Origin of the sequence: Amycolatopsis magusensis (assembly GCF_017875555.1) — a bacterium.
GTDB lineage: Bacteria > Actinomycetota > Actinomycetes > Mycobacteriales > Pseudonocardiaceae > Amycolatopsis > Amycolatopsis magusensis.
Genome location: NZ_JAGGMS010000001.1, coordinates 2,438,555 through 2,457,320, shown reverse-complemented (window position 1 = coordinate 2,457,320; position 18,766 = coordinate 2,438,555). Strand labels below are relative to the sequence as shown.

15 protein-coding genes are annotated in these 18,766 nt (G+C 70.8%); 6 read left to right on the top strand and 9 right to left on the bottom strand.

The window, feature by feature from the left end; translation table 11 throughout:
* Positions 1 to 10: 10 nt before the first annotated feature.
* Positions 11 to 1,147, bottom strand: coding sequence for a glycosyltransferase family 4 protein (locus JOM49_RS11385; protein ID WP_209664264.1), 1,137 nt, complete (start codon positions 1,145 to 1,147; stop codon positions 11 to 13).
* 56 nt (positions 1,148 to 1,203) lie between these two features.
* Positions 1,204 to 2,310: a glycosyltransferase family 4 protein gene (locus JOM49_RS11380; protein ID WP_209664263.1), complete on the bottom strand. Its 1,107-nt coding sequence runs from the start codon at positions 2,308 to 2,310 to the stop codon at positions 1,204 to 1,206.
* Positions 2,311 to 2,328: 18 nt separating this feature from the next.
* Here JOM49_RS11380 and JOM49_RS11375 point away from each other — a divergent pair, with 18 nt between their 5' ends.
* From JOM49_RS11375 to JOM49_RS11365, 3 genes are read left to right on the top strand one after another with little or no spacing between them, the layout of a single operon-like run.
* Positions 2,329 to 3,252, top strand: coding sequence for a glycosyltransferase family 2 protein (locus JOM49_RS11375; RefSeq protein WP_308158710.1), 924 nt, complete (start codon positions 2,329 to 2,331; stop codon positions 3,250 to 3,252).
* 34 nt (positions 3,253 to 3,286) lie between these two features.
* A complete protein-coding gene (locus JOM49_RS11370) occupies positions 3,287 to 5,788 on the top strand; it encodes a glycosyltransferase (RefSeq protein ID WP_209664262.1) in 2,502 nt (833 codons plus the stop codon).
* On the top strand, positions 5,781 to 6,866 hold the full coding sequence (locus JOM49_RS11365) for a glycosyltransferase family 4 protein (protein WP_209664261.1): 1,086 nt from the start codon (positions 5,781 to 5,783) through the stop codon (positions 6,864 to 6,866). The genes JOM49_RS11370 and JOM49_RS11365 overlap by 8 nt, the downstream gene beginning before the upstream one ends.
* Before the next feature lie 615 nt (positions 6,867 to 7,481).
* Here the strand turns inward: JOM49_RS11365 and rfbD are convergent.
* Together rfbD and rfbB are read right to left on the bottom strand one after the other, a co-directional pair.
* Positions 7,482 to 8,369 (bottom strand): dTDP-4-dehydrorhamnose reductase, encoded by an 888-nt coding sequence (rfbD, locus tag JOM49_RS11360; protein WP_209664260.1) that lies wholly within the window; start codon positions 8,367 to 8,369, stop codon positions 7,482 to 7,484.
* Positions 8,366 to 9,358: a dTDP-glucose 4,6-dehydratase gene (gene rfbB, locus JOM49_RS11355; protein WP_209664259.1), complete on the bottom strand. Its 993-nt coding sequence runs from the start codon at positions 9,356 to 9,358 to the stop codon at positions 8,366 to 8,368. The genes rfbD and rfbB overlap by 4 nt, the downstream gene beginning before the upstream one ends.
* Before the next feature lie 232 nt (positions 9,359 to 9,590).
* On the opposite strand from rfbB, the gene JOM49_RS11350 reads away from it, so the two are divergent.
* The 3 genes from JOM49_RS11350 to JOM49_RS11340 all read left to right on the top strand — a co-directional run bounded on the left by JOM49_RS11350 (position 9,591) and on the right by JOM49_RS11340 (position 13,321).
* Positions 9,591 to 11,162 carry an LCP family protein gene (locus tag JOM49_RS11350; protein ID WP_209671074.1) on the top strand — a complete coding sequence of 524 codons (1,572 nt, stop codon included), beginning with the start codon at positions 9,591 to 9,593 and terminating at the stop codon, positions 11,160 to 11,162.
* Between the two features lie 97 nt (positions 11,163 to 11,259).
* A complete protein-coding gene (locus JOM49_RS11345) occupies positions 11,260 to 12,612 on the top strand; it encodes an LCP family protein (RefSeq protein WP_209671072.1) in 1,353 nt (450 codons plus the stop codon).
* A gap of 10 nt (positions 12,613 to 12,622) precedes the next feature.
* Positions 12,623 to 13,321 carry a TIGR03089 family protein gene (locus JOM49_RS11340; RefSeq protein ID WP_209664258.1) on the top strand — a complete coding sequence of 233 codons (699 nt, stop codon included), beginning with the start codon at positions 12,623 to 12,625 and terminating at the stop codon, positions 13,319 to 13,321.
* Here the strand turns inward: JOM49_RS11340 and JOM49_RS11335 are convergent, their stop codons facing one another.
* From JOM49_RS11335 to JOM49_RS11315, 5 genes are all read right to left on the bottom strand, one after another.
* Positions 13,322 to 13,762 carry a DoxX family protein gene (locus tag JOM49_RS11335; RefSeq protein ID WP_209664257.1) on the bottom strand — a complete coding sequence of 147 codons (441 nt, stop codon included), beginning with the start codon at positions 13,760 to 13,762 and terminating at the stop codon, positions 13,322 to 13,324.
* Positions 13,763 to 13,877: 115 nt separating this feature from the next.
* Positions 13,878 to 14,699 carry a DUF1206 domain-containing protein gene (locus tag JOM49_RS11330; protein ID WP_209664256.1) on the bottom strand — a complete coding sequence of 274 codons (822 nt, stop codon included), beginning with the start codon at positions 14,697 to 14,699 and terminating at the stop codon, positions 13,878 to 13,880.
* Positions 14,700 to 15,122: 423 nt separating this feature from the next.
* Positions 15,123 to 16,343 (bottom strand): ATP-grasp domain-containing protein, encoded by a 1,221-nt coding sequence (locus tag JOM49_RS11325; protein WP_209664255.1) that lies wholly within the window; start codon positions 16,341 to 16,343, stop codon positions 15,123 to 15,125.
* Positions 16,344 to 16,495: 152 nt separating this feature from the next.
* Complete coding sequence (locus JOM49_RS11320) at positions 16,496 to 17,695, bottom strand: lipase family protein (RefSeq protein WP_443626879.1); 1,200 nt, start codon at positions 17,693 to 17,695, stop codon at positions 16,496 to 16,498.
* Positions 17,696 to 17,779: 84 nt separating this feature from the next.
* Entirely contained in the window at positions 17,780 to 18,757 is a 978-nt protein-coding gene (locus JOM49_RS11315; protein ID WP_209664254.1) for an alpha/beta hydrolase, read from the bottom strand.
* Positions 18,758 to 18,766: the final 9 nt, after the last annotated feature.

Here is an 18,766-nt window from a genome sequence, read left to right as displayed (position 1 = left end):
CGGAGCGTTACTAGCGCCCCCCACGTGAGCGCCAGGCCAGCCACGCCCGCCCGTAGGCCTCGCGGTGCCGCTCGGCGGTGGCCGCCCACGAGAACTCCTTCGCCCGGCGCTGCGCCGCGGACGCGAGGGTGGACCGGCGGGCCGGGTCGTCGAGCAGTTCTCCGATGGCCGCCGCCACGTCACCGGCGCCGACCCCGCAGTAGGCCACCGCGTCCCCGCCGACCTCGGGCAGCGACAAGCGCCTGGTGGTCAGCACACACGCGCCGCAGGCCATCGCCTCGAGCACCGGCAGGCCGAAGCCTTCGCCGAGGCTCGGGTACGCGACCATCTCCGCGCCGCCGAGGAACCCGGCCAGCGTGCCGAAGGGCAGGTAGCCGGCCCGGATCACCCGCAGCCGGTGCGGGACGCCTTCGAGCGCCTTCTCCACCTGCGTGTCCCAGCCGGGCTGCCCGGCCAGCACCAGCGCCGGCGGGTCGGCGCGCCCGGCCATCGCCTTCGCGTACCCGCGGATCAGCGCGGGCACGTTCTTGCGCGGCTCCAGCGCACCGAGGAAGGCGATGTACGGCGTGCTGCCGAGCCCGATCGCCTCCCGCGCGGCCCGCACCTCCGCGGGTGACGGCGGGTGGAACCGCTCGACGTCGACCCCGTGCTGGATGACCTCCAGCTCCGAGGCCCGCACGCGGGTCACCTTGGCCAGTTCGGACGCCGTCGCCTCGCTCGGCACCACGCACAGCGACGCCCGCCGCAGCGCGGCCACCGTCCACGCCCGGAAGAACCGGGCCTTCACGGACGAGTGAAGCACCGCGTCGGTGAAGAAGGTGGCGTCGTGCAGGGTCACCACCGAGGCCTTGTTCAGCGCCAGCGGCATCGTGTAGTGCGGCGAGTGCACCACGTCCGCGCCCAGCCGCCGGGCCAGCGACGGCAGCGTGGTCTGTTCCCAGGTCAGCCGGGCCGTGCGGGTCGAGGTGGACTCGGTGGCCGGGAGCACCCGGGTGCCCGGGGCGAGCTGGGAGTACAGCCGGAAGTCGCGGGGCTGGCAGACCACGGTGATCGGAGCGCCGTCGTCGTCGAGGGCGGCGACCAGCGAGTCGACGTACCGGCCGACGCCCCCGCGGTCCGCGGGCACGGCGGTGGCATCGATCAGCACACGGGGTTCACCAGGTACCACGAGGTGCAGCGTACGGCCGTTCAACGGACGCGGGGTCAGGAACCACCAAACTCGGGCCCGGGGTCGGTCGTTCCCGTCGAATGCACTGACCAGAGCGCCTCGGCCGCGGCACGCCAGCTGAATTCACCTGAACGGGTGTAGCCACGCTTCCGCATGGTCGCGGAGAGCGACGGGGAGCCGAGCACCTCCTGCAGGGCGTCGGCCAGCGCGCCGACCTCCCCGCACGGCACCACCCTGGCCGCGCCGCCGGACACCTCGACCAGCGACGGCACGTCGGAGTGCACCACCGGCACGCCCGCCGCCATCGCCTCCAGCACCGGCAGCCCGAACCCCTCGGCGAGGCTCGGCATGGCCAGCACCGACGCGCCGCGCAACGCGGTCGCCAGCTCGGCGTCGGACAGCCTGCCGAGCACGCGCAGCCGGTCGGCGGGCAGGCCGTGGCGCCGCGCCAGGTCGGCGGGGTCGAGCTCGCCCCAGCCCGGCTGACCGGCCAGCAGCAGCGGCGGGCCGTCGAACCGGGCCATCGCCTCGATCAGCAGCGCGATGCCCTTGCGCGGTTCGAGCGTGCCGATCGCGAGCACGTATTCGGCAGGCAGGTCCAGGTCGACGGGCTCCCGCGGCAGCTCGGTCACCCCGTGGCCGATGACGTGCAGCGGCGCCTTGCCCGCCACCCGCGCGGCCAGGTCGTCGGCGACCGCCTGGGTCGGCACGATCAGCGCGTCCGCCGTGCGCGCGGCCCGCGAGATCACCTTCTGGTGCCACGAGACTCCACGCGGAGTGAGGGTGTCGGGGTGCGTCCAGGGCACGGTGTCATGCACGGTCACGCTCAGCCGCCGCCCCCGCGGCGCCCGCGGCGGTGCCAGCGGGGTGGTCGCGTGCACCACGTCGCCACCCGGCCACCAGGGCAGCCCCAGCTGCCACGCCGCGACCAAGGCCTTCGGCGGCAACGCGAGCCTGCGCGGACCGTCGACCCCGGGCACCTCGGCGGCATCGACGTCGGCGTGCCGGGCGACCACGCTCGACACGGTCCACCCGGACGGGACGGTCGCGGCCAGCGCACGCAGCAGCTCGGCCGTGTAGCGCCCGGTCCCCCCGGGGACGGGCGCGAGCAACTGCTCCGCGATGACGACCAGCTCGGGCACCCGCCTATTGTGCTCAGCGTGTCATCCCCGCTGCGCAGCACGGTCGTGGTCATCACCTGGCGCGGTGCCGGGCACCTCGAGTCCTGCCTGGACGCGCTCGCCGCCCAGGATCGTCCACATCGGACGCTGGTGGTGGACAACGCCTCGGACGACCGGACCGCCGAGCTGCTGGCCGGGCACCCGTCGGCACCCGAGGTGCTGCGGCTGTCGCGCAACACCGGCTACGCGGGTGGTCTCGCCGCAGCGTTGCCGCAGGTCAGCACGCCTTTCATCGCCTGGCTGAACGACGACGCCGCCCCCGAGGACGGCTGGCTCGCCGCGCTGGAGGACGCGCTCGACCACGCCCCCGACGCGGCAGCCGTGACCTCGACGCTGGTGCGGCCCGACGGCACCACGCAGTCCACCGGCGTCCGGCTCACCGCCGACGGGCACGGCGCCGACCGCACCGACCCCGCACCCGAGGTGTTCAGCTTCTGCGGCGGCGCCGTGCTGCTGCGGACCGCGGCCCTGCGTGCCTGCGGCGGTGTGCCCGCGAGCTTCTTCTGCTACTACGAGGACACCGACACCGCGTGGCGCCTGCGGCTGACCGGCTGGCGCGTGCTCGGCTCGACCGCGCGGGTGCGGCACCTGCACGGCGCCAGCACCCGCCCAGGTTCCCCGGCCTTCCACCGCTGGAACGAGCGCAACCGCCTGCTCATGCTGTTGCGCTGCGCCCCGGCCGCGGTCGCGCTGCGCGAGCTGGCGCGGTTCGCCGCCATCACCGTGTTGCTCCCGGTCAAGCGCGATGTTCCGGACGCGGCCAATTTCCGGCCCGGCCTCCGGCTGCGCGTGCTCGGCGAGGTGGTGCGCCGGTTGCCGGCCACGATGGCGGCCCGCCGGCGGATCGGCGGACTGGCCACGATCGGCCGAGGCGCGGTCTGGCGCAGGTGGTCGGGCGGTTAGGCTTGACGAAATCCCCCAGCGAAGGAGTCGGTCTTTGACCCAAGGCGCGCTGCCCGTGGTCTCGGTGATCGTGGTCAACTTCCGGGGCGCGGACGACACGGTCACCTGCCTGCGTGCGCTCGCCGGGCTCGACTACCCGCGCCTGGAACTCATCTGCGTGGACAACGCCTCCGGCACCGGTGACGCCGCGCGCATCAAGGCCGCCGTCCCCGGGGTGAAGCTGGTCGAATCGCCGGAGAACCTGGGCTTCGCGGGCGGCTGCAACCTGGGCGCGCGGCACGCCACCGGCACCGTGCTCGCCTTCCTCAACAACGACGCCCGGCCGGATCCCGACTGGGTGCGTGCGGCTGTCGCCGAACTGTCGGCCGATCCGCGGGTGGGCGCGGTGGCCAGCAAGGTGCTCGACTGGGACGGCACCGGCACCGACTTCGTCGACGGCGGCCTGACCTGGTTCGGCATGGGCTACAAGCGCCACGCCGGCTCGCCGCTGGCCGACGTGCCCGCCACTGAGCACGAGGTCGCCAAGGACGTGCTGTTCGGCACCGGCTCGGCGATGTTCGTGCGCAGCGGGGTGTTCACCGAACTGGGCGGCTTCGACGAGCGCTTCTTCATGTTCTACGAGGACGTCGACCTCGGCTGGCGGATGAACCTGCGTGGCTGGCGGGTCCGATACGTGCCGGAGTCGATCGCCTACCACCGCCACCACGGCACCATGGACGCGGTCGACGCGCCGGACACCGGCCGCGAGACCTTCCTGCTGGAGCGCAACGCCCTCGCCGCGCTGTACAAGAACCTTTCCGACGAGACGCTGGCGAAGGTGCTGCCCGCGGCGCTGGCGCTGGCCGTCCGCCGCGCGACCGCCCGCGGTGAGATCGACGCGACGCAGCTCGACCTGCAGCGCGGCGTCGGCCCGGTGGAGACCGACCCGGTGGCCATCCCCCGCACCTCGCTCGCCGGGATGCTGGCGATCGACCAGTTCGTCGAGCTGATGCCGTCGCTGGCCGAGTCCCGCGCGGTCGAGCAGGCCGCGCGCGTGCGCACCGACGCCGACCTGATTCCGTTGCTGCGCAAGGCTTTGGAGCCCGCGTACCCGCTGCCGCGTTACCTCGACGCGCACGAGATCCTGGTCAAGGCGTTCGGCATCGAGGGCGTGTTCGGGCAGCGGCGGCGGGTCCTGGTGATCACCGGCGACGCGATCACCGAGCGCATGGCCGGCCCGGCGATCCGTGCCTGGAACATCGCCGCGTCACTGGCCGGGGAGCACGAAGTCCGACTGGTCACGGTGAACCCGCTCGCCGATCCACCGCCCGCGCCGTTCGCGGTCAGCGCGGCCAAGCGGCGCGACCTGGCCGAGCCGGTCGAGTGGGCGGACATCGTGATCCTGCAGGGTCACGTACTGGAAATGGCGCCACAGCTGAAGAAGCCGGACTCCAGCAAGATCGTCGTCTGCGACCTCTACGACCCGATGCACCTGGAACTGCTGGAGCAGGGCCGCGGCGTGCCCGACGACAAGCGGGCCGCGGACCTGATCGGCGTGACCAAGGTGCTGGAAGCGCAACTGGAGCGCGGCGACTTCTTCCTGTGCGCCTCCGAACGGCAGCGGTTGTTCTGGCTGGGTCACCTGGCCGCGATGGGGCGGCTCACGCCGCGCCTCTACGACGCTGACCCGACCACGCATTCCCTGCTGTCGGTGGTGCCGTTCGGCCTGTCACCGGAGGCACCCCGCCGGACCGGGCCGGGGCTGCGCGCCGGACTGCCGGGCATCGGCGAGACCGATCACGTGGTGCTGTGGGCGGGCGGGGTCTACAGCTGGTTCGACCCGCTGACGCTGGTGCGCGCGATCGACCGGCTGCGTGAGCGGCGCGGTGACGTGCGGCTGGTGTTCCTCGGCATGAAGCACCCGAACCCCGAGGTCGCCGAGATGGACATCGGCGCGCGGACCATCCGGCTCGCCGACTCGCTCGGGCTGACCGGCAAGCACGTGTTCTTCAACGAGCAGTGGGTGCCCTACGGCGAGCGGCAGAACTGGCTGCTCGACGCCGACTGCGGGGTGACCACGCACTACGAGCACGTGGAGACCACCTTCGCCTTCCGCACGCGGGTGCTGGACTACCTGTGGTCCGGCCTGCCGATCGTGACCACCGACGGCGACGCCTTCGCCGACCTGGTGCGCGCGGAGGGGCTCGGCGTGGTGGTGCCCGCGGAGGATTCCGAGGCGCTGGCGGACGCGCTCGAAAAGGCCATGTACGACACGGAATTCGCCGCGGCGGCGCGGGACCGCATCGCCGAGGTGGCGCAGCGGTTCGCCTGGCCGCGGGCGCTGGAGCCGCTGGTGGAGTTCTGCCGCGACCCGCGACCCGCCGCGGACCGGCTGCCCGGCGCGAGCGACCTGGCGCCGTCGGATCCCTTGCGTGGCACGGAAGTCGTCCGCAGAGACCTGGCGCTGGTGAAGGAGTACCTGGCCGACGGCGGGGTGCGGGAGCTGGCCAAGCGGGTCGGCGGACGGGTGCTGAAAGTGGCCCGGCGCAATGGTTGACCGGCCCCTGCGCGTCCTGCTCGACGGCACTCCCCTGCTCGGCGTCCGCACCGGTATCGGGCACTACACCGCTTCGCTGTCCGAAGAACTCGCTTCGCTGTCTACTGTGGACACACGCGCGGTGGCGTTCACCCTGCGTGGCTGGCGCCGGTTGCGGCACGTGCTGCCGCACGGGGTCCGCGCTCGGGGCATGCCGGTGGCGGCGCGCCTGCTGCGACGATCGTGGCTGCACGGCAACTTCCCGCCGGTCGAACTGTTCGCCGGCTCGACCGATGTGGTGCACGGGACCAACTTCGTGCTGCCGGGCATCGCGCGGGCCGCAGGCGTGCTGACCATCCACGACCTGGCGTTCATCGACGCGCCGGAGGAGCTGTCGCCGAGCGATCGGGACCTGCCGGTGCTGGTCCGGCGGGGTGCCGCCCGCGCGGACGTCATCTGCACGCCGACGGTCGCCGTCGCGGAGGCGGTGTCCGCCCGGTTCGAGGTGCCGCGGGAGAAAATCGTGGTGACGCCGCTGGGCGTCGACCCGGCTTGGTTCACCGCGCGGCCGTTGTCGAAGGAGCAGCGCGAACGGCTGGGGCTGCCTTCGGAATATCTGCTGTTCGTCGGCGCGGCCGGGCCACGCAAGGGTTTGCCGTGGCTACGGGAAGCACACGCGGCGGCGGCGGACCTGCCGCCGCTGGTGTTCACCGGGCCGGGCAAGTTCGAACTCTCGGACCGGTCGATGCGCCTGGGCTACCTGCCGCCGGTCGACCTGCGCGCGGTCGTCGCGGGCGCGGCGGCGCTGGTGCTGCCTTCGCGGGACGAGGGCTTCGGGCTGCCGGTACTGGAGGCGATGGCGTGTGATGTCCCGGTGGTCTGCACCGACATCCCGGCGCTGGCGGAGGTTTCCGGGGGGTATTCACGCCTGGTGCCTTACCGGGACGTGGACGCTCTGATCGAGGCCCTGCGCTCGGCCGTCTCCGATCCCCATGCGGCTTCGACTTCCGTTTCGAGGCGCGCGCATGCGGCGAGTTATACGTGGCGGTTGTGTGCGGAGAAGACTGTGGATGCTTATCGGCAGGCTGCTGGTAGGTAGGTTTTAGTGGGGCACCCCGGCTTTTTAGTGTGACTACGGCGGTTATTACTTTGTCAAGGCGGGGAAGCTTGCCTTGACAAAGTAATAACCGCCGTGTTTTTGGCTGTGGACCGGGGTGGATGGGGGCGTGTGGGTGCTCTGTCTGGTTGGGTGCCCGGGTTTCTGTTTGGCGGGATGGGCGCGTGTGTGCGTGGTGTTGCTGAGGGCGGGGATGCCCGGGGGTAGGGCCTGGAGCCGGGATGCCTGGGGCGGTTATGCCTGAGCGGGGTGCCCGGGGCAGTGATGCTGGGGCGGTGATGCTGGGGCGGCGGCGCCTGGGGCGGGATGCCCAGGGGTGGCTTCCGGGGGCGGCGGCTCCCGGGGCGGTGAAGCCCGGGGCGGTGGCGCCGTGATGGGGCCGCCCGGGGCGGGGTGCCGGAATAGGGGCGCCTGGGCGGTGAAGCCGGGCGGGATGCCGTGAATGTGGCTTTCACGGCGCGGGTGAGTGTCACGAATGTGGCTTTCGAGACGTTTGGTGTCCCGAAGGCCACATTCGCGACATGGGAGCGCACCCCCTGGACACGAATGTGGCTTTGGGGGCGGATTCGGCCCCCAAAGCCACATTTGTGTCGTGAGTCAGGCCTTGAAGTAGGCGGCTAGGGCCTCGTCCCAGGGGCGGGGTGGGGTCAGGCCGGCGCCTTGCCAGGATTTGGTGGAGAGCACCGAGTACGCCGGGCGCGGGGCTGGGCGTGGGAAATCTTCCGTGCGGCACGGCGAGATGCGTGCCGGGTCGGCGCCCAGGTGGCGGAAGATGGCTTGGGCGAAGCCGTACCAGGTGGTTTCCCCGGCGCCCGTGCAGTGCAGGACGCGGGTGGCTGGGCCGTTGCCTGCGGCGATCATGCCTGCCAACTCGACCAGGGCCGCGGCCAGGTCGGCCGACCAGGTGGGAGTGCCGCGCTGATCGTCCACAACGGACAGTGTGTCCCGCGTGGATTCCAGGGTGGTCATGGTTTTCAGGAAGTTCGTGCCGTGCTTGCCGTAGACCCACGCGGTCCGGACCACCCACGCCGAGGCGCCCGAACCCAGTACCGCGTCCTCGCCCGCTGCCTTCGTGCGGCCGTAGGCGGTGCGCGGGCCGAGGGCGTCGTCCGGTTCGTAGGGGGCGCTTGCCTCGCCGGAGAACACGTAGTCGGTCGACACGTGGATCAGTGGCACCCGACGAGAAGAGCAAGCCGCCGCGAGGACGCGGGGGCCGTCCGCGTTGATGGCGAAGGCGCGCGCTTCCTCGGTCTCGGCCTTGTCCACCGCGGTGTACGCGGCCGCGTTGATGACCACGGGTTGCGCGCCTGCGGCCGCCGCGCGGTCGGACAGGGCCGTGACCGCCTCGATCACCGCGCCCGGGCGCGTCACGTCCAGGTCCGCGGAGCCCGGCGCGGTCACCCCGAGGCCGGGGCCCGCCAGCGCGGCCAGGTCGCGGCCCAGCTGGCCCGTGCCGCCCGGGACCAGCAGTTCCAGCCCGCTCATCGAGCCCCCAGCGCGGCCCGCTCCTTGAGCGATTCCCACCAGGCGCGGTTTTCCTGGTACCACCGCACGGTCGCGGCCAGGCCCTCGTCGAACGACACCCGCGGCCGGTAGCCCAGCTCGTCGGCGATCTTGGTGATGTCCACCGAATACCGCCGGTCGTGGCCCTTGCGGTCGGTCACCGGCTCGACCCGGTCCCAGCCCGCGCCGACCGCGGCCAGCAGGCGCTCGGTCAGCTCGCGGTTGGTCAGCTCGGTGCCGCCGCCGATGTTGTAGATCTCGCCCGGCCTGCCGCCGTCGGCCACCAGCTGGATGCCGTGGCAGTGATCGTCCACGTGCAGCCAGTCACGAACGTTCAGCCCGTCGCCGTAGAGGGGCACGTTCCCGCCGTCGAGGAGAGTGGTGACGAAAAGCGGGATCACCTTCTCCGGGAACTGGTACGGACCGTAGTTGTTCGAACACCGGGTAATGCACACCGGCATTCCGTGCGTGCGGTGGAACGAGCGCGCCAGCAGATCCGAAGAGGCCTTCGAAGCCGAATACGGCGAATTCGGTTCCAAAATGTGATCTTCGGTCCACGAACCTTCTTCGATGGAGCCGTAGACCTCGTCGGTGGAGACGTGCACGAACTTGCCGACCCCGGCGTTCAGCGCTGCCTGGAGCAGGGTCTGCGTGCCCAGCACGTTGGTCAGCACGAAGTCCGCCGAGCCGTCGATCGACCGGTCCACATGCGATTCCGCGGCGAAGTGCACGAGCAGGTCGACGCCCTTCACCAGGCCCGCGACCAGCTCGGCGTCGCAGATGTCGCCGCGGACGAACCGCAGCCGGGGATCGGCGGCGACCGGGGCCAGGTTCGTCTTGGTCCCGGCGTAGGTGAGCTTGTCCAGCACCACGATCTCGGCCTCGGCCAGGGACGGATAAGCGCCGGTCAGCGCCTGTCTCACATAGTGCGAACCGATGAATCCCGCGCCACCGGTGACCAGAACCCGCATAGACTCCACCTTCTCGTGTTTCCCGCGCCCGTACGGTCGGACTCATCGCCACGGGGGAACATTTCGTGACCCCACGGACGTCACACACCGGACACAGTAGGGTGACGGGGTAGCGCGGGTGTCCGGCGGGCTGTCCGGCACCGGGGGTTCACGCGCCAATCCGCCTGAGGTTTCGACCGAAGATCAAGAGCAGGAACCGGGACGTGCTGACCGGCTGGGAGGAGCGCGCGTGGTGACCGAGGGGCCGCCGCGGCCGTACACCGAATCTGCGGAAGAGCCGCCGCGCAGGCGCAGCGCGCCCGCCGCTTTCGCACTCTGGAGCGCGCGAAGCGTGCTCGCGCTGTTCTCCGCCATCGTCCTGGTGCTGACCTGGTACGGCTCCCAGGTGCTCGGCGAGCTGAACGAGGGGCTGACCACCACCGACGTGATCGGCGGCGGGTTCCAGAAGAAGCCGCTCGACGGCGCCGTGGACATCCTGCTGGTCGGCCAGGACAGCCGCACCGACAACGACGGCAACCCGCTGCCCCGCGAGGTGCTGGACATGCTGCACGGCGGCAAGGCCGACGGCGAGCGCCAGACCGACACGATGATCCTGGTGCACATCCCGCAGAACGGCGAGCGGGCGGTGGCCATCTCCTTCCCGCGCGACTCGCTGGTCGAGCTGTCCGGCGGCTACGGCAAGCACAAGCTGAACAGCGCCTTCGTCTACGCCTACAACGACACCTCCAGCACCCTGCAGCAGCAGGGCGAGGCCGACCTGAAGAAGGTCGACGAGCAGTCGAAGGTGGCCGGGCGCAAGAACCTGATCAGCACCATCGAGACGCTGATCGGCAAGCCCGGCATGATCGACCGCTACGCCGAGGTGAACCTGCTCAGCTTCTACGAGGTCACCCAGGCCATCGGCGGCGTCGAGGTGTGCCTGAACCAGCCGGTCAAGGAGTGGCGCTCGGGCGTGGACCTGCCGGCCGGGCTGCAGACGGTTCAGGGCAAGCAGGCGCTGTCGTTCGTCCGCCAGCGCTACGAGCTGCCCAACGGCGACCTCGACCGGATCGCCCGCCAGCAGGCGTTCCTCTCCGGCATGGCGCGCAAGGTGCTCTCCCCGGACGTGCTGATGAGCCCGTCCCGGATCACCGGCGTGATCGAGGCGGTGAAGAAGTCGGTCATCCTCTCGAAGGACTGGGACCTGCTGGAGTTCGCCGAGCAGATGCGCGGCATGACCGGCGGCCAGGTCGAGTTCCGCACGATCCCCACCGAGGGCAACGGCAAGTTCGGCGGGGCGGACATCGTCAAGATCGACAACGAGAAGGTCCGGGCCTTCGTCGACGGCCTGACCGACGACGGCCCCGACGCACCGGCCGAGCCGACCGGCACACCGGACGGCAAGATCCCCGGCGCCGAGCGGACCACGGTGGACGTGTTCAACGCCAGCGGCAACGCGACCACCGCCACGCAGGTCAAGGACCTGTTGCGCGGCAAGGGTTTCCTCGAAGGCGCGAGCACCCAGCTGGACGGTCGTTCGACCACCGTGGTGCGCTACGCCCCCGGCAGCGAGGCCGCCGCCGAAGCGGTCAAGCAGGCGTTGGGCAACAAGGTCCAGGCCGAGCCGGACGCCGACGTGCCCGCCGGGCACGTGCGGGTGCTGCTGGGCCGCGACTACAAGGTGGACGCGAACGGCGCCGCCGGGGCCGGGCAGTCGTCCGCTCCGCCGGTCGAGCCGGTCGAGCCCCCCGCCGACCCGTCCGCCGGCGCACCTCCCGCCGGCCCGCCCCCGATCACCGCGGGTGGCGTGCCCTGCATCAACTGATCCGGCCGGGTTCGGGGCAGACGCCTCACACCATCGGGTCGGTGCCTTAGCCTGGGAGCAGGGGCGCGGACGCGGGAGGAACGGGGAGGTGACCGGCGTGGGCGGCCAGGACGAGAACGAGAAGCGGGAGACCGGGGCACCGGTCGAGGGGGACCTCGAATCGTCCACTTCGGACGACCAGGACGACCAGGACGAGCCGGGCACCGGGGACGCGGCTCCGGCTGCCGCTGAGCGGAAGTTCGTGCCGTCGCCGGTACCCCGCACCAAGCCCGCCGAGCCGGAAGCCGAGCCCGAACCCGAAGCCGCTGCCGTGGTGCCGCACCGGCGCCGGCCGATCCGGGCCACCGGGAAGGTGTTCCTCGCGCTGCTGTCGGTCGTGGCGCTGGCGGCCACCGGGTACGCCTACACCACGCTGGACGACTTCCAGGACAACGTCGGCACCACCGACGCGCTGCTCGTCGACCCCGACGACCCGGCGGCCCCGCCCGCCGACGACGGCGCCACCGACATCCTGCTGGTCGGCGCCGATTCCCGCACCGACATGCAGGGCAACCCGCTGCCGCTGCGGGTGCTCAAGGAGTTGCGCACCGAGGAGAAGGCCGGGGTCAACACCGACACCCTGATCATCCTGCGCATCCCGAAGGACGGCGGTAAGCCCGCCGCCGTCTCGATCCCCCGCGACACCTGGATCGACGTGCCGCAGGGCGGTCAGGCGAAGATCAACTCGGTGTTCGGCGTGACCAAGGCGAGGACCGCCGCCGACCTGCGTCGCGAGGGCGGCCAGGACGACGCGGCCGTCGAACGCGAGTCCGACCAGGCGGGCCGCGCCGCGCTGGTGAAGACCGTGCAGGACTTCACCCAGATCCGCCTCGACCACTACGCCGAGGTCGGCCTGCTGGGCTTCTACCTGCTCACCGAGGCGCTCGGCGGCATCAAGGTGTGCCTGAACCACGCCACCGAGGACAAGGACTCCGGGGCGGACTTCCGCAAGGGCGTGCAGACCGTCTCCGGCGGCGAGGCGCTGTCCTTCGTCCGCCAGCGCAAGAACCTGCCCGGCGGGGACCTGGGGCGCATCCTGCGGCAGCAGGCGTTCCTGTCCTCCGCGCTGCACCAGGTGCTCTCCGCGGGCACGCTGACCAGCCCGGACAAGCTGAACCAGCTGATGGAGGCGGTGAAGAAGTCGGTCGTCGTCGATCCGGGCATGGACCTGCTGGAGTTCGCCGGTCAGGCGAAGGACATCGCCTCCGGGGAGATCAACTTCCAGACCATCCCGGTGGTGGCCGTCGGCTCTCGCAGCGAGGACGGGCAGAGCATCATCGAGGTCGACCTGAACGCGGTGCGCCAGTTCGTGGCCGGACTGGCCGGTCGTGGCGCCGAGCCGCCCGCCGGTGGCGGTTCCGCGGCCGGTGCGGCGCTGCGGCAGAACGACGGCGTCACCTGCGTGGATTAAGGTCGACCGTGTGAGCCTTACCGACGCACTGCTGCGCCCGCACCTGTCCAGCCCGGCGAAACCGCTGGTCACGCACTACGACGACGCCACGGGCAGCCGGGTCGAACTGTCGGTGACCACGCTGGTGAACTGGGCCGCGAAAACGGCGAACTGGCTGGTCGAGGAGCCCGAGATCGAGCCGGGCGACCCGGTGGCCGTGGCGCTGCCCGCGCACTGGCAGACCGCCGGGGTGCTGCTCGGCGCGTGGTGGTGCGGGGCGCACGTGGTGGCCGACGCCGCGGGCGCGAAGGTCGCCTTCACCGGCCCGGGGACCACGAGCAGCGCGGCCGAGCTGACCGCGGTGGTGTCGCTGGACCCGATGGGCCGGGGGCTGGCGAGCGCGCCGGGCGCGGACGCCGTCGACTTCCTGTCCGACGCCCGCACGGCGGGTGACACCTACTCACCGCTGTTCCCGATCGAACGGGACACCCCGGCGCTGTGTTCGTCCACTGTGGAGGAAGTACTGGCACAGGTTTCCACCTATGCCGGGAAGATCGCCGCCAGCGATCGCGTTCTGTCCACTGTGGAGTGGGACCTGCCCGACGGCGTGGTGCGCGGCCTGCTCGCCCCGCTCGCGGCCGGGGCTTCGCTGGTCCAGGTCAGCAACCCGGATCCGGCGAAGCTCGCCGACCGCGGCCGGACCGAACGCACCACGCTCGAACTGGCTTGATCAGGCGGTCTGGGCCGACAGCCGCTCGGCGCCCGCGCTCTCGCGCTTGCGGGCGAACAGCACGTGGTCGAGCGAGAACCGGCCGCCGTTGAAGCCGATCGCCAGCCCGGCCAGTGCGAGCACCAGCACCAGTTCGTAGCCGCCCTGGCCGGTCAGGCCGTTGTCGAGGTGCACCGCGAAGATCGCGCCGGCGCCGACGATCGCGTAGCCGATGCCGACCAGCGGCATGGCGATGCCGACCAGGAAGGCGATCGAGCCGAGGATCTCCACCGCGATGGTGAACAACGCGGCCACCGTGGGCAGCGGCAGGCCGAGGTTCCCGAACATCGTGGCTGTGGCGTCCACGCCGTTGTTCCACTTCTGCAGCCCGTGTGCGAAGAACACCACGGCGATCCCGATCCGGCCGACCAGTGCGGCGACATCCTTGACTCGAGCGAACATGCGCTACCAACTCCCGGTGTGTGAAGTTTCAACCAACCGGGACCCTAGTGAGCGAACCACCGGGTTTGGCTGTCCCACAGTGACCGGACAGCGAGTCGACAGCTTGCCGACAGGTTCACTTCCGGTGTGCCCAGGCCGCGCCGAAACAGTACGCGCCGAAGGCCGCGAACCCGGCCGCGACCGCGATGAGCAGCACCGGACCGAAGGGCTGGTCGGCCAGCGTGCGCAGGGCCGCGTCGAGGCCACCGGCCTGGCCGGGGTCGTGGGTGAACGCCGCGTAACCGATCAGCACGCCGACCACGCCGAACACCACGCTCTTGGCCAGGTAGCCGACCCGGCCGAGACGCTCGACCCAGCGCCGCGAGCCGCTGGGCAGCGATGAGAAGTCGAGGTCGTCGAGGAACGTCTTGCGGATCCCCTTGGCCGCCGACGACACGGCGACGCCGAGCACCACCACGGCCAGCACGCCGACCAGGAACGGCCCGGCGGGCAGGGCGAGCAGCTTCGCGGTGAACTCCTGTTGCTGCTGGTCACCGGAACCGCCCTGCTTGCCGGACCCGGCGGCGAGCTGGATCGCGTACACGCCGAGCGAAATCCCCATCACACAGCGCGCGGCCGACGCCACGCGCTTCATCGTGCGGCGCCGCTCCTTGTCGATCCACTGGTAACCGTTGATGGCCATCAGCGCCTGCCAAAGGCCGTACGCGATCAGGCCGACCGCGACCACCCACAACAGGAACCCGCCGAAGCCGGTCGAACCGATCTCGGTGATCGCGCCGCGCCCGTCCGCCTCCTGCCCGCCACCGGACGCGACGATGCGGATCGCGAGGTAGGCGATGATCAGGTGGACCACGCCGTAGCAAGCCATCCCCACCCGCCCCAGCACCTGGACGGGCTTGCTGTGTCTGGCTTCGGTCGCCTTCGTACTGCTGGGCATGCAGTCAGCCTCCTTGGGTCTCCTGCTGAGTGTCAGCCCAACGATCGGCGCCCGCTGTGCAACTACTCCATCCAGCCCAGCGGATGTAGGTAGGGTGGTTGATCCGGGGTGGGTGGGGTGGGGCGCTGGGTGCGGTGCCGCTGTCCACAGGCACCCCGTTGTCCACAGGGCACCGATCAGCCACCCCCATCCGCTGCCCCCCAGCGATAAGCTGGCGATAGGGGCCGCCCCCGGGAGGGTGGGGGGCTGCCTGCTGGTGGGGATGCTCGCAGCAGGCTGGCTGGGCGCGGGTGGGCGCGGGCTGTGTCGGCTTGGAGGCTCGGGGCGCTGGTGGGCGCGTTGGCTTGGATGGTCAGGGCCTGCGTCGGGCGCGGATGGCCGAGGCTGCCCGGCGAATGACTGCCCCGCGAAGGCTCCCCCGGATCAGTCGGGTTCGATGGGGGTGGCGGCGACTTTGAAGTGTCGTACGGTGTTTTCGATGGCTTCGATGATTTCCGCGCTCGTCGAGCCTCGGAAGCGGAAGCGGCCGCCGACGTGTTCGTAGAAGGCCGCGGCGTTGGGCAGGATTTCGCCGACTTCCAGCACGCGTTCGGCGTAGGGGCCCGGGGTCAGGCCCAGCACCGGCGTGGACTCGGTGATCAGGCACGGGCGTTTCGCGGGCGCGGCGACCAGCATCCAGCCGGCGAGGTCCTTGTCCTCCAGCGCATCCGCGATCTGCGGCACCAGGCCCAACTGCAGTTCGAAGGCCGCCCGCATCAGGTCGTAGCCGTGCACTTCCCGCCACAGGAACGGGATTTCGGCACCGCCGACTCGCGCGCCGACTTCCAGGAATTGGACTTCGAATCCGCCGTCCGCGGCTGGGGCGACGAAAACCTCCAAGTGAAATGCGGTCGGTTCGTCCGTCAATGCCGAAATGAACTGGGCCGTGGCGTTTCCGACGGCCTTCAGGCGTTCCGGGTCGTCGTCTTCCACCGAGCCCAGGATGCCGCCGCCGCGGAAGCTGAGGCAGGTGTTCAGGTATTCCGCCGAACTCCAGCGGCGGACTTCGACGCCGTCGAAATAACCGTCCACGTGGAACACCGTGTGGTCCACGAACTTCTGCACCATGCGTGAATCGTCCAGTTCGAGCGTCGCCAGGTGGTCGGCGTCCCGGACGATGACGACGCCCGCGCTGCTGCTCTCGCTCCGCGGCTTCACGATCACCGGCCACCCGTGCTCGTCCGCGAACTCCAGCACCTGCGCGGCGGTCCCGGCCGGGCCGAACGCCGGCAGCGGCAGGCCCGCGTCCTGGATCACGCCGCACATCACCAGTTTGTCCCGGAACGGCACGAAGGCCGACACCCGCGGACCGGGGCAGCCGAACTCCTCGCGCAGGGCCGCGCCGATCTCGAGGTCGTCCTCCTTGAGCGCGACGATCCCGGCCGGCTTCCCGAAGCGGGCCGCCAGCTCGACCACCTTCGCGCGCACCTCGTCGATGTCGTCGGTGTTTACCACGATCGCCGTCGCGGCCGCACCTTCCGGAACGCCTTCGATGCCCACATCGGTGGTGATGTAGGTGACGTTGTTCTCCGCGTGGTCGAGGTACTCCGGGTATTCGGCGTAGCGCTCGCGCCACCGGTGGATGATCGTGATGTGCCGTTTCATCGAAATCCCCTGGGGCTCGCGCAGACATTTTCCACCTCAGGGTAGTTCGTTCTTCACACCGGGAAAATCGCCCTTGAGCCGATCTCCACCAGCACTCGAGATGCGCGGCTTCCCCGGCGAAAATACCGGGAAAGCCGCGCAAGAACGAACAATCAGCAGTTCGAAGGTGCGCTAGCCCCGGCGAACCGTTCGGTCATCCACTTGTGCGCGTCACCGTTCCCGGCGAAGATGCCGGTCAGGTGCTCGGCGACGTAGGTGTTCCACTGCAGCGTCACACCCTTGCCGCAGTAGGTCTTGTGCAGGGTGTCGGCCTGCGGCGTGTTCACGATCTCGTCGACCGCCGCGTGGTACTGGAACACCGGCACCTTCGGCGGGTTGGCGCCCAGCTTGTTCTGCGCCAGCCGCGCCTGCCACTGCGGGGTGTCCAGCGGGTTGCTGGTGGTGTAGTCGCTGATCTTCTTGAACGGGTAGTTCGCCAGCAGTTCCACCACGCACGCGTTCTTCCTGGCGTTCTCCAGTTCCGTGCGGCCGGTGTCGTTCAGGTACGAGTCCAGCTTCAGGTCCGGGTACGCGGAGTCGAGGCCGACCGCGGCGAAGGCGAGGAAGCCGAAGCCGAGGTAGCCGTCGAGGCCCTTCGCGACCTCGTTCAGGTCGGCGGGCACGCCACCGGCCACCGCGCCGACCAGGTTCAGCTCCGGCGCGTACGACGGCTGCTTCTCCGCCGCCCACAGCGCGCCCCCGCCACCCTGCGAGTAGCCCTGGAAGATCACCTTCGCCGACTTCGACAGCTTCGCCGGGCTGAAGTTCTGCGCCGCCCGCACGGAGTCGATCACGGCCGGGCCCATCGACTGCCCGACGATGTAGGTCGGCGTGGTCTTCGACGAGTAGCCCTCGTAGTCGGTGACCGCGACGGCGTACCCGGCGCTGAGCGAGTCGTTGATCGCGGGCTGGTCGTACAGCGTGCCCCGCGAGATCGCCTTCGACGGCGTGCACTTGAACGCCGGGCCCTGCGTGCCCACCGCGAAGCCGACGATCGGCGCCTTCGCCGGGTCGACACCCTTCGGCACCAGTACCGTGCCGGTCACCGCGTTCGGCTGGCCCAGCGCGTTGGCCGAGAGGTACATGACCTCCCAGGCGTTCGCGTTGAGCGTGTTGAGGCCCGGGATGGACGGCCGCCACCGGATCACGTCACCGGCCTTGCCGGCGGGCAGCGGCGACGGCGGGGTGTAGAAGGAGTCGTCGAGCGGGCCGGGCAGCCCGATCGCGGCGGCGCTCGCCTCGCCGGGCGCGGTGGGCTCGGTCGCCGAGGACGCGGCCGTGGTCGTCACCGAGAGCGCCAGCAGCGCGGTGATCGCGCAGGCTCCGGCGCGCAGGGCGCGGCCGATTCTGTGCTTGGACAAGGTTCTCCTCCAAAGTGGACTTCTGCGAAAAGGCGGTCAGGCGGGCAGCCCGAGTGCGGGTGCCAGCACCGGCCAGGAGTTGTGCAGCGCGCGTTCCCAGTACGGCCAGCTGTGCGTGCCGTCGCCGTAGTAGTCGACCGTCGCGGGGATCCCCCGCGACCGGAGCCGATCGGTGAAGCTGCGCGAGGTCAGCTCGGCCGCCGGTTCCAGCACGTCGCTCTGCCCCGGTGGATCGAGCGGTCCGGTGCGGCCGTTGCCGCAGGAGATGTAGAGCGCGGTGCCACGCAGGTCGTCGACGTGGTCGAACGGGTTCCGGTCGGACCAGGTGAAGATGTTGGTGATCTCGTGCCCCCAGAGATCGAACCAGTTGTAGAAACCTTCACGGACCAGGATTCCCTTGATCACCGCCGGGGTCCCGGGGAACAGCGTGTTCGGCATGCCGCTGTAGGACGCCGCCGCCCCGAACATTCCCTTGTGCCGGAAGGCGTACGCCATCGAGCCGTAGCCGCCGATGGACACCCCGGCGATCGCCCGCTGGGTGCCGCCGCGGTACCCGCGCTCGACCAGCTGGCGCACCTCGAGCGTGTGGAAGGTTTCCCAGTCCGGAGTGGACTTCAGCCCGAGGTTCCACCACTTGGTGTACATGCCGGCCTTGCCGTCGGTGGGCATCACCACGATGGTGTCCTTGTCCGCGGTGAACTGCTCGACGTCGGTGAACTCGTACCAGGAGCGGTAGTCCACCGGTTCGCAGCAGCCGTGCAGCAGGTACAGCGTGGGCCAGGTCCGGCTCGGCTCGGCCGCCCACTTCGACGGCAGCAGCAGGCGCACCATGCCGGTACCGGCCAGCGACGGCGAGCTGATCTCGATGTCCACCGTGCGCGCGTCGATCTTCGTCTCCTTGACGATCTTCGCGCCGTTGTCCGCGGTCACCGGGGGCACCGCGGTGGCCGCGGGCACCGGCAGCACCGCCAGTGGCAGCAGCAGGACCAGTGCCGCCAGCCAACGTCTTTTCATCCGTCCTCC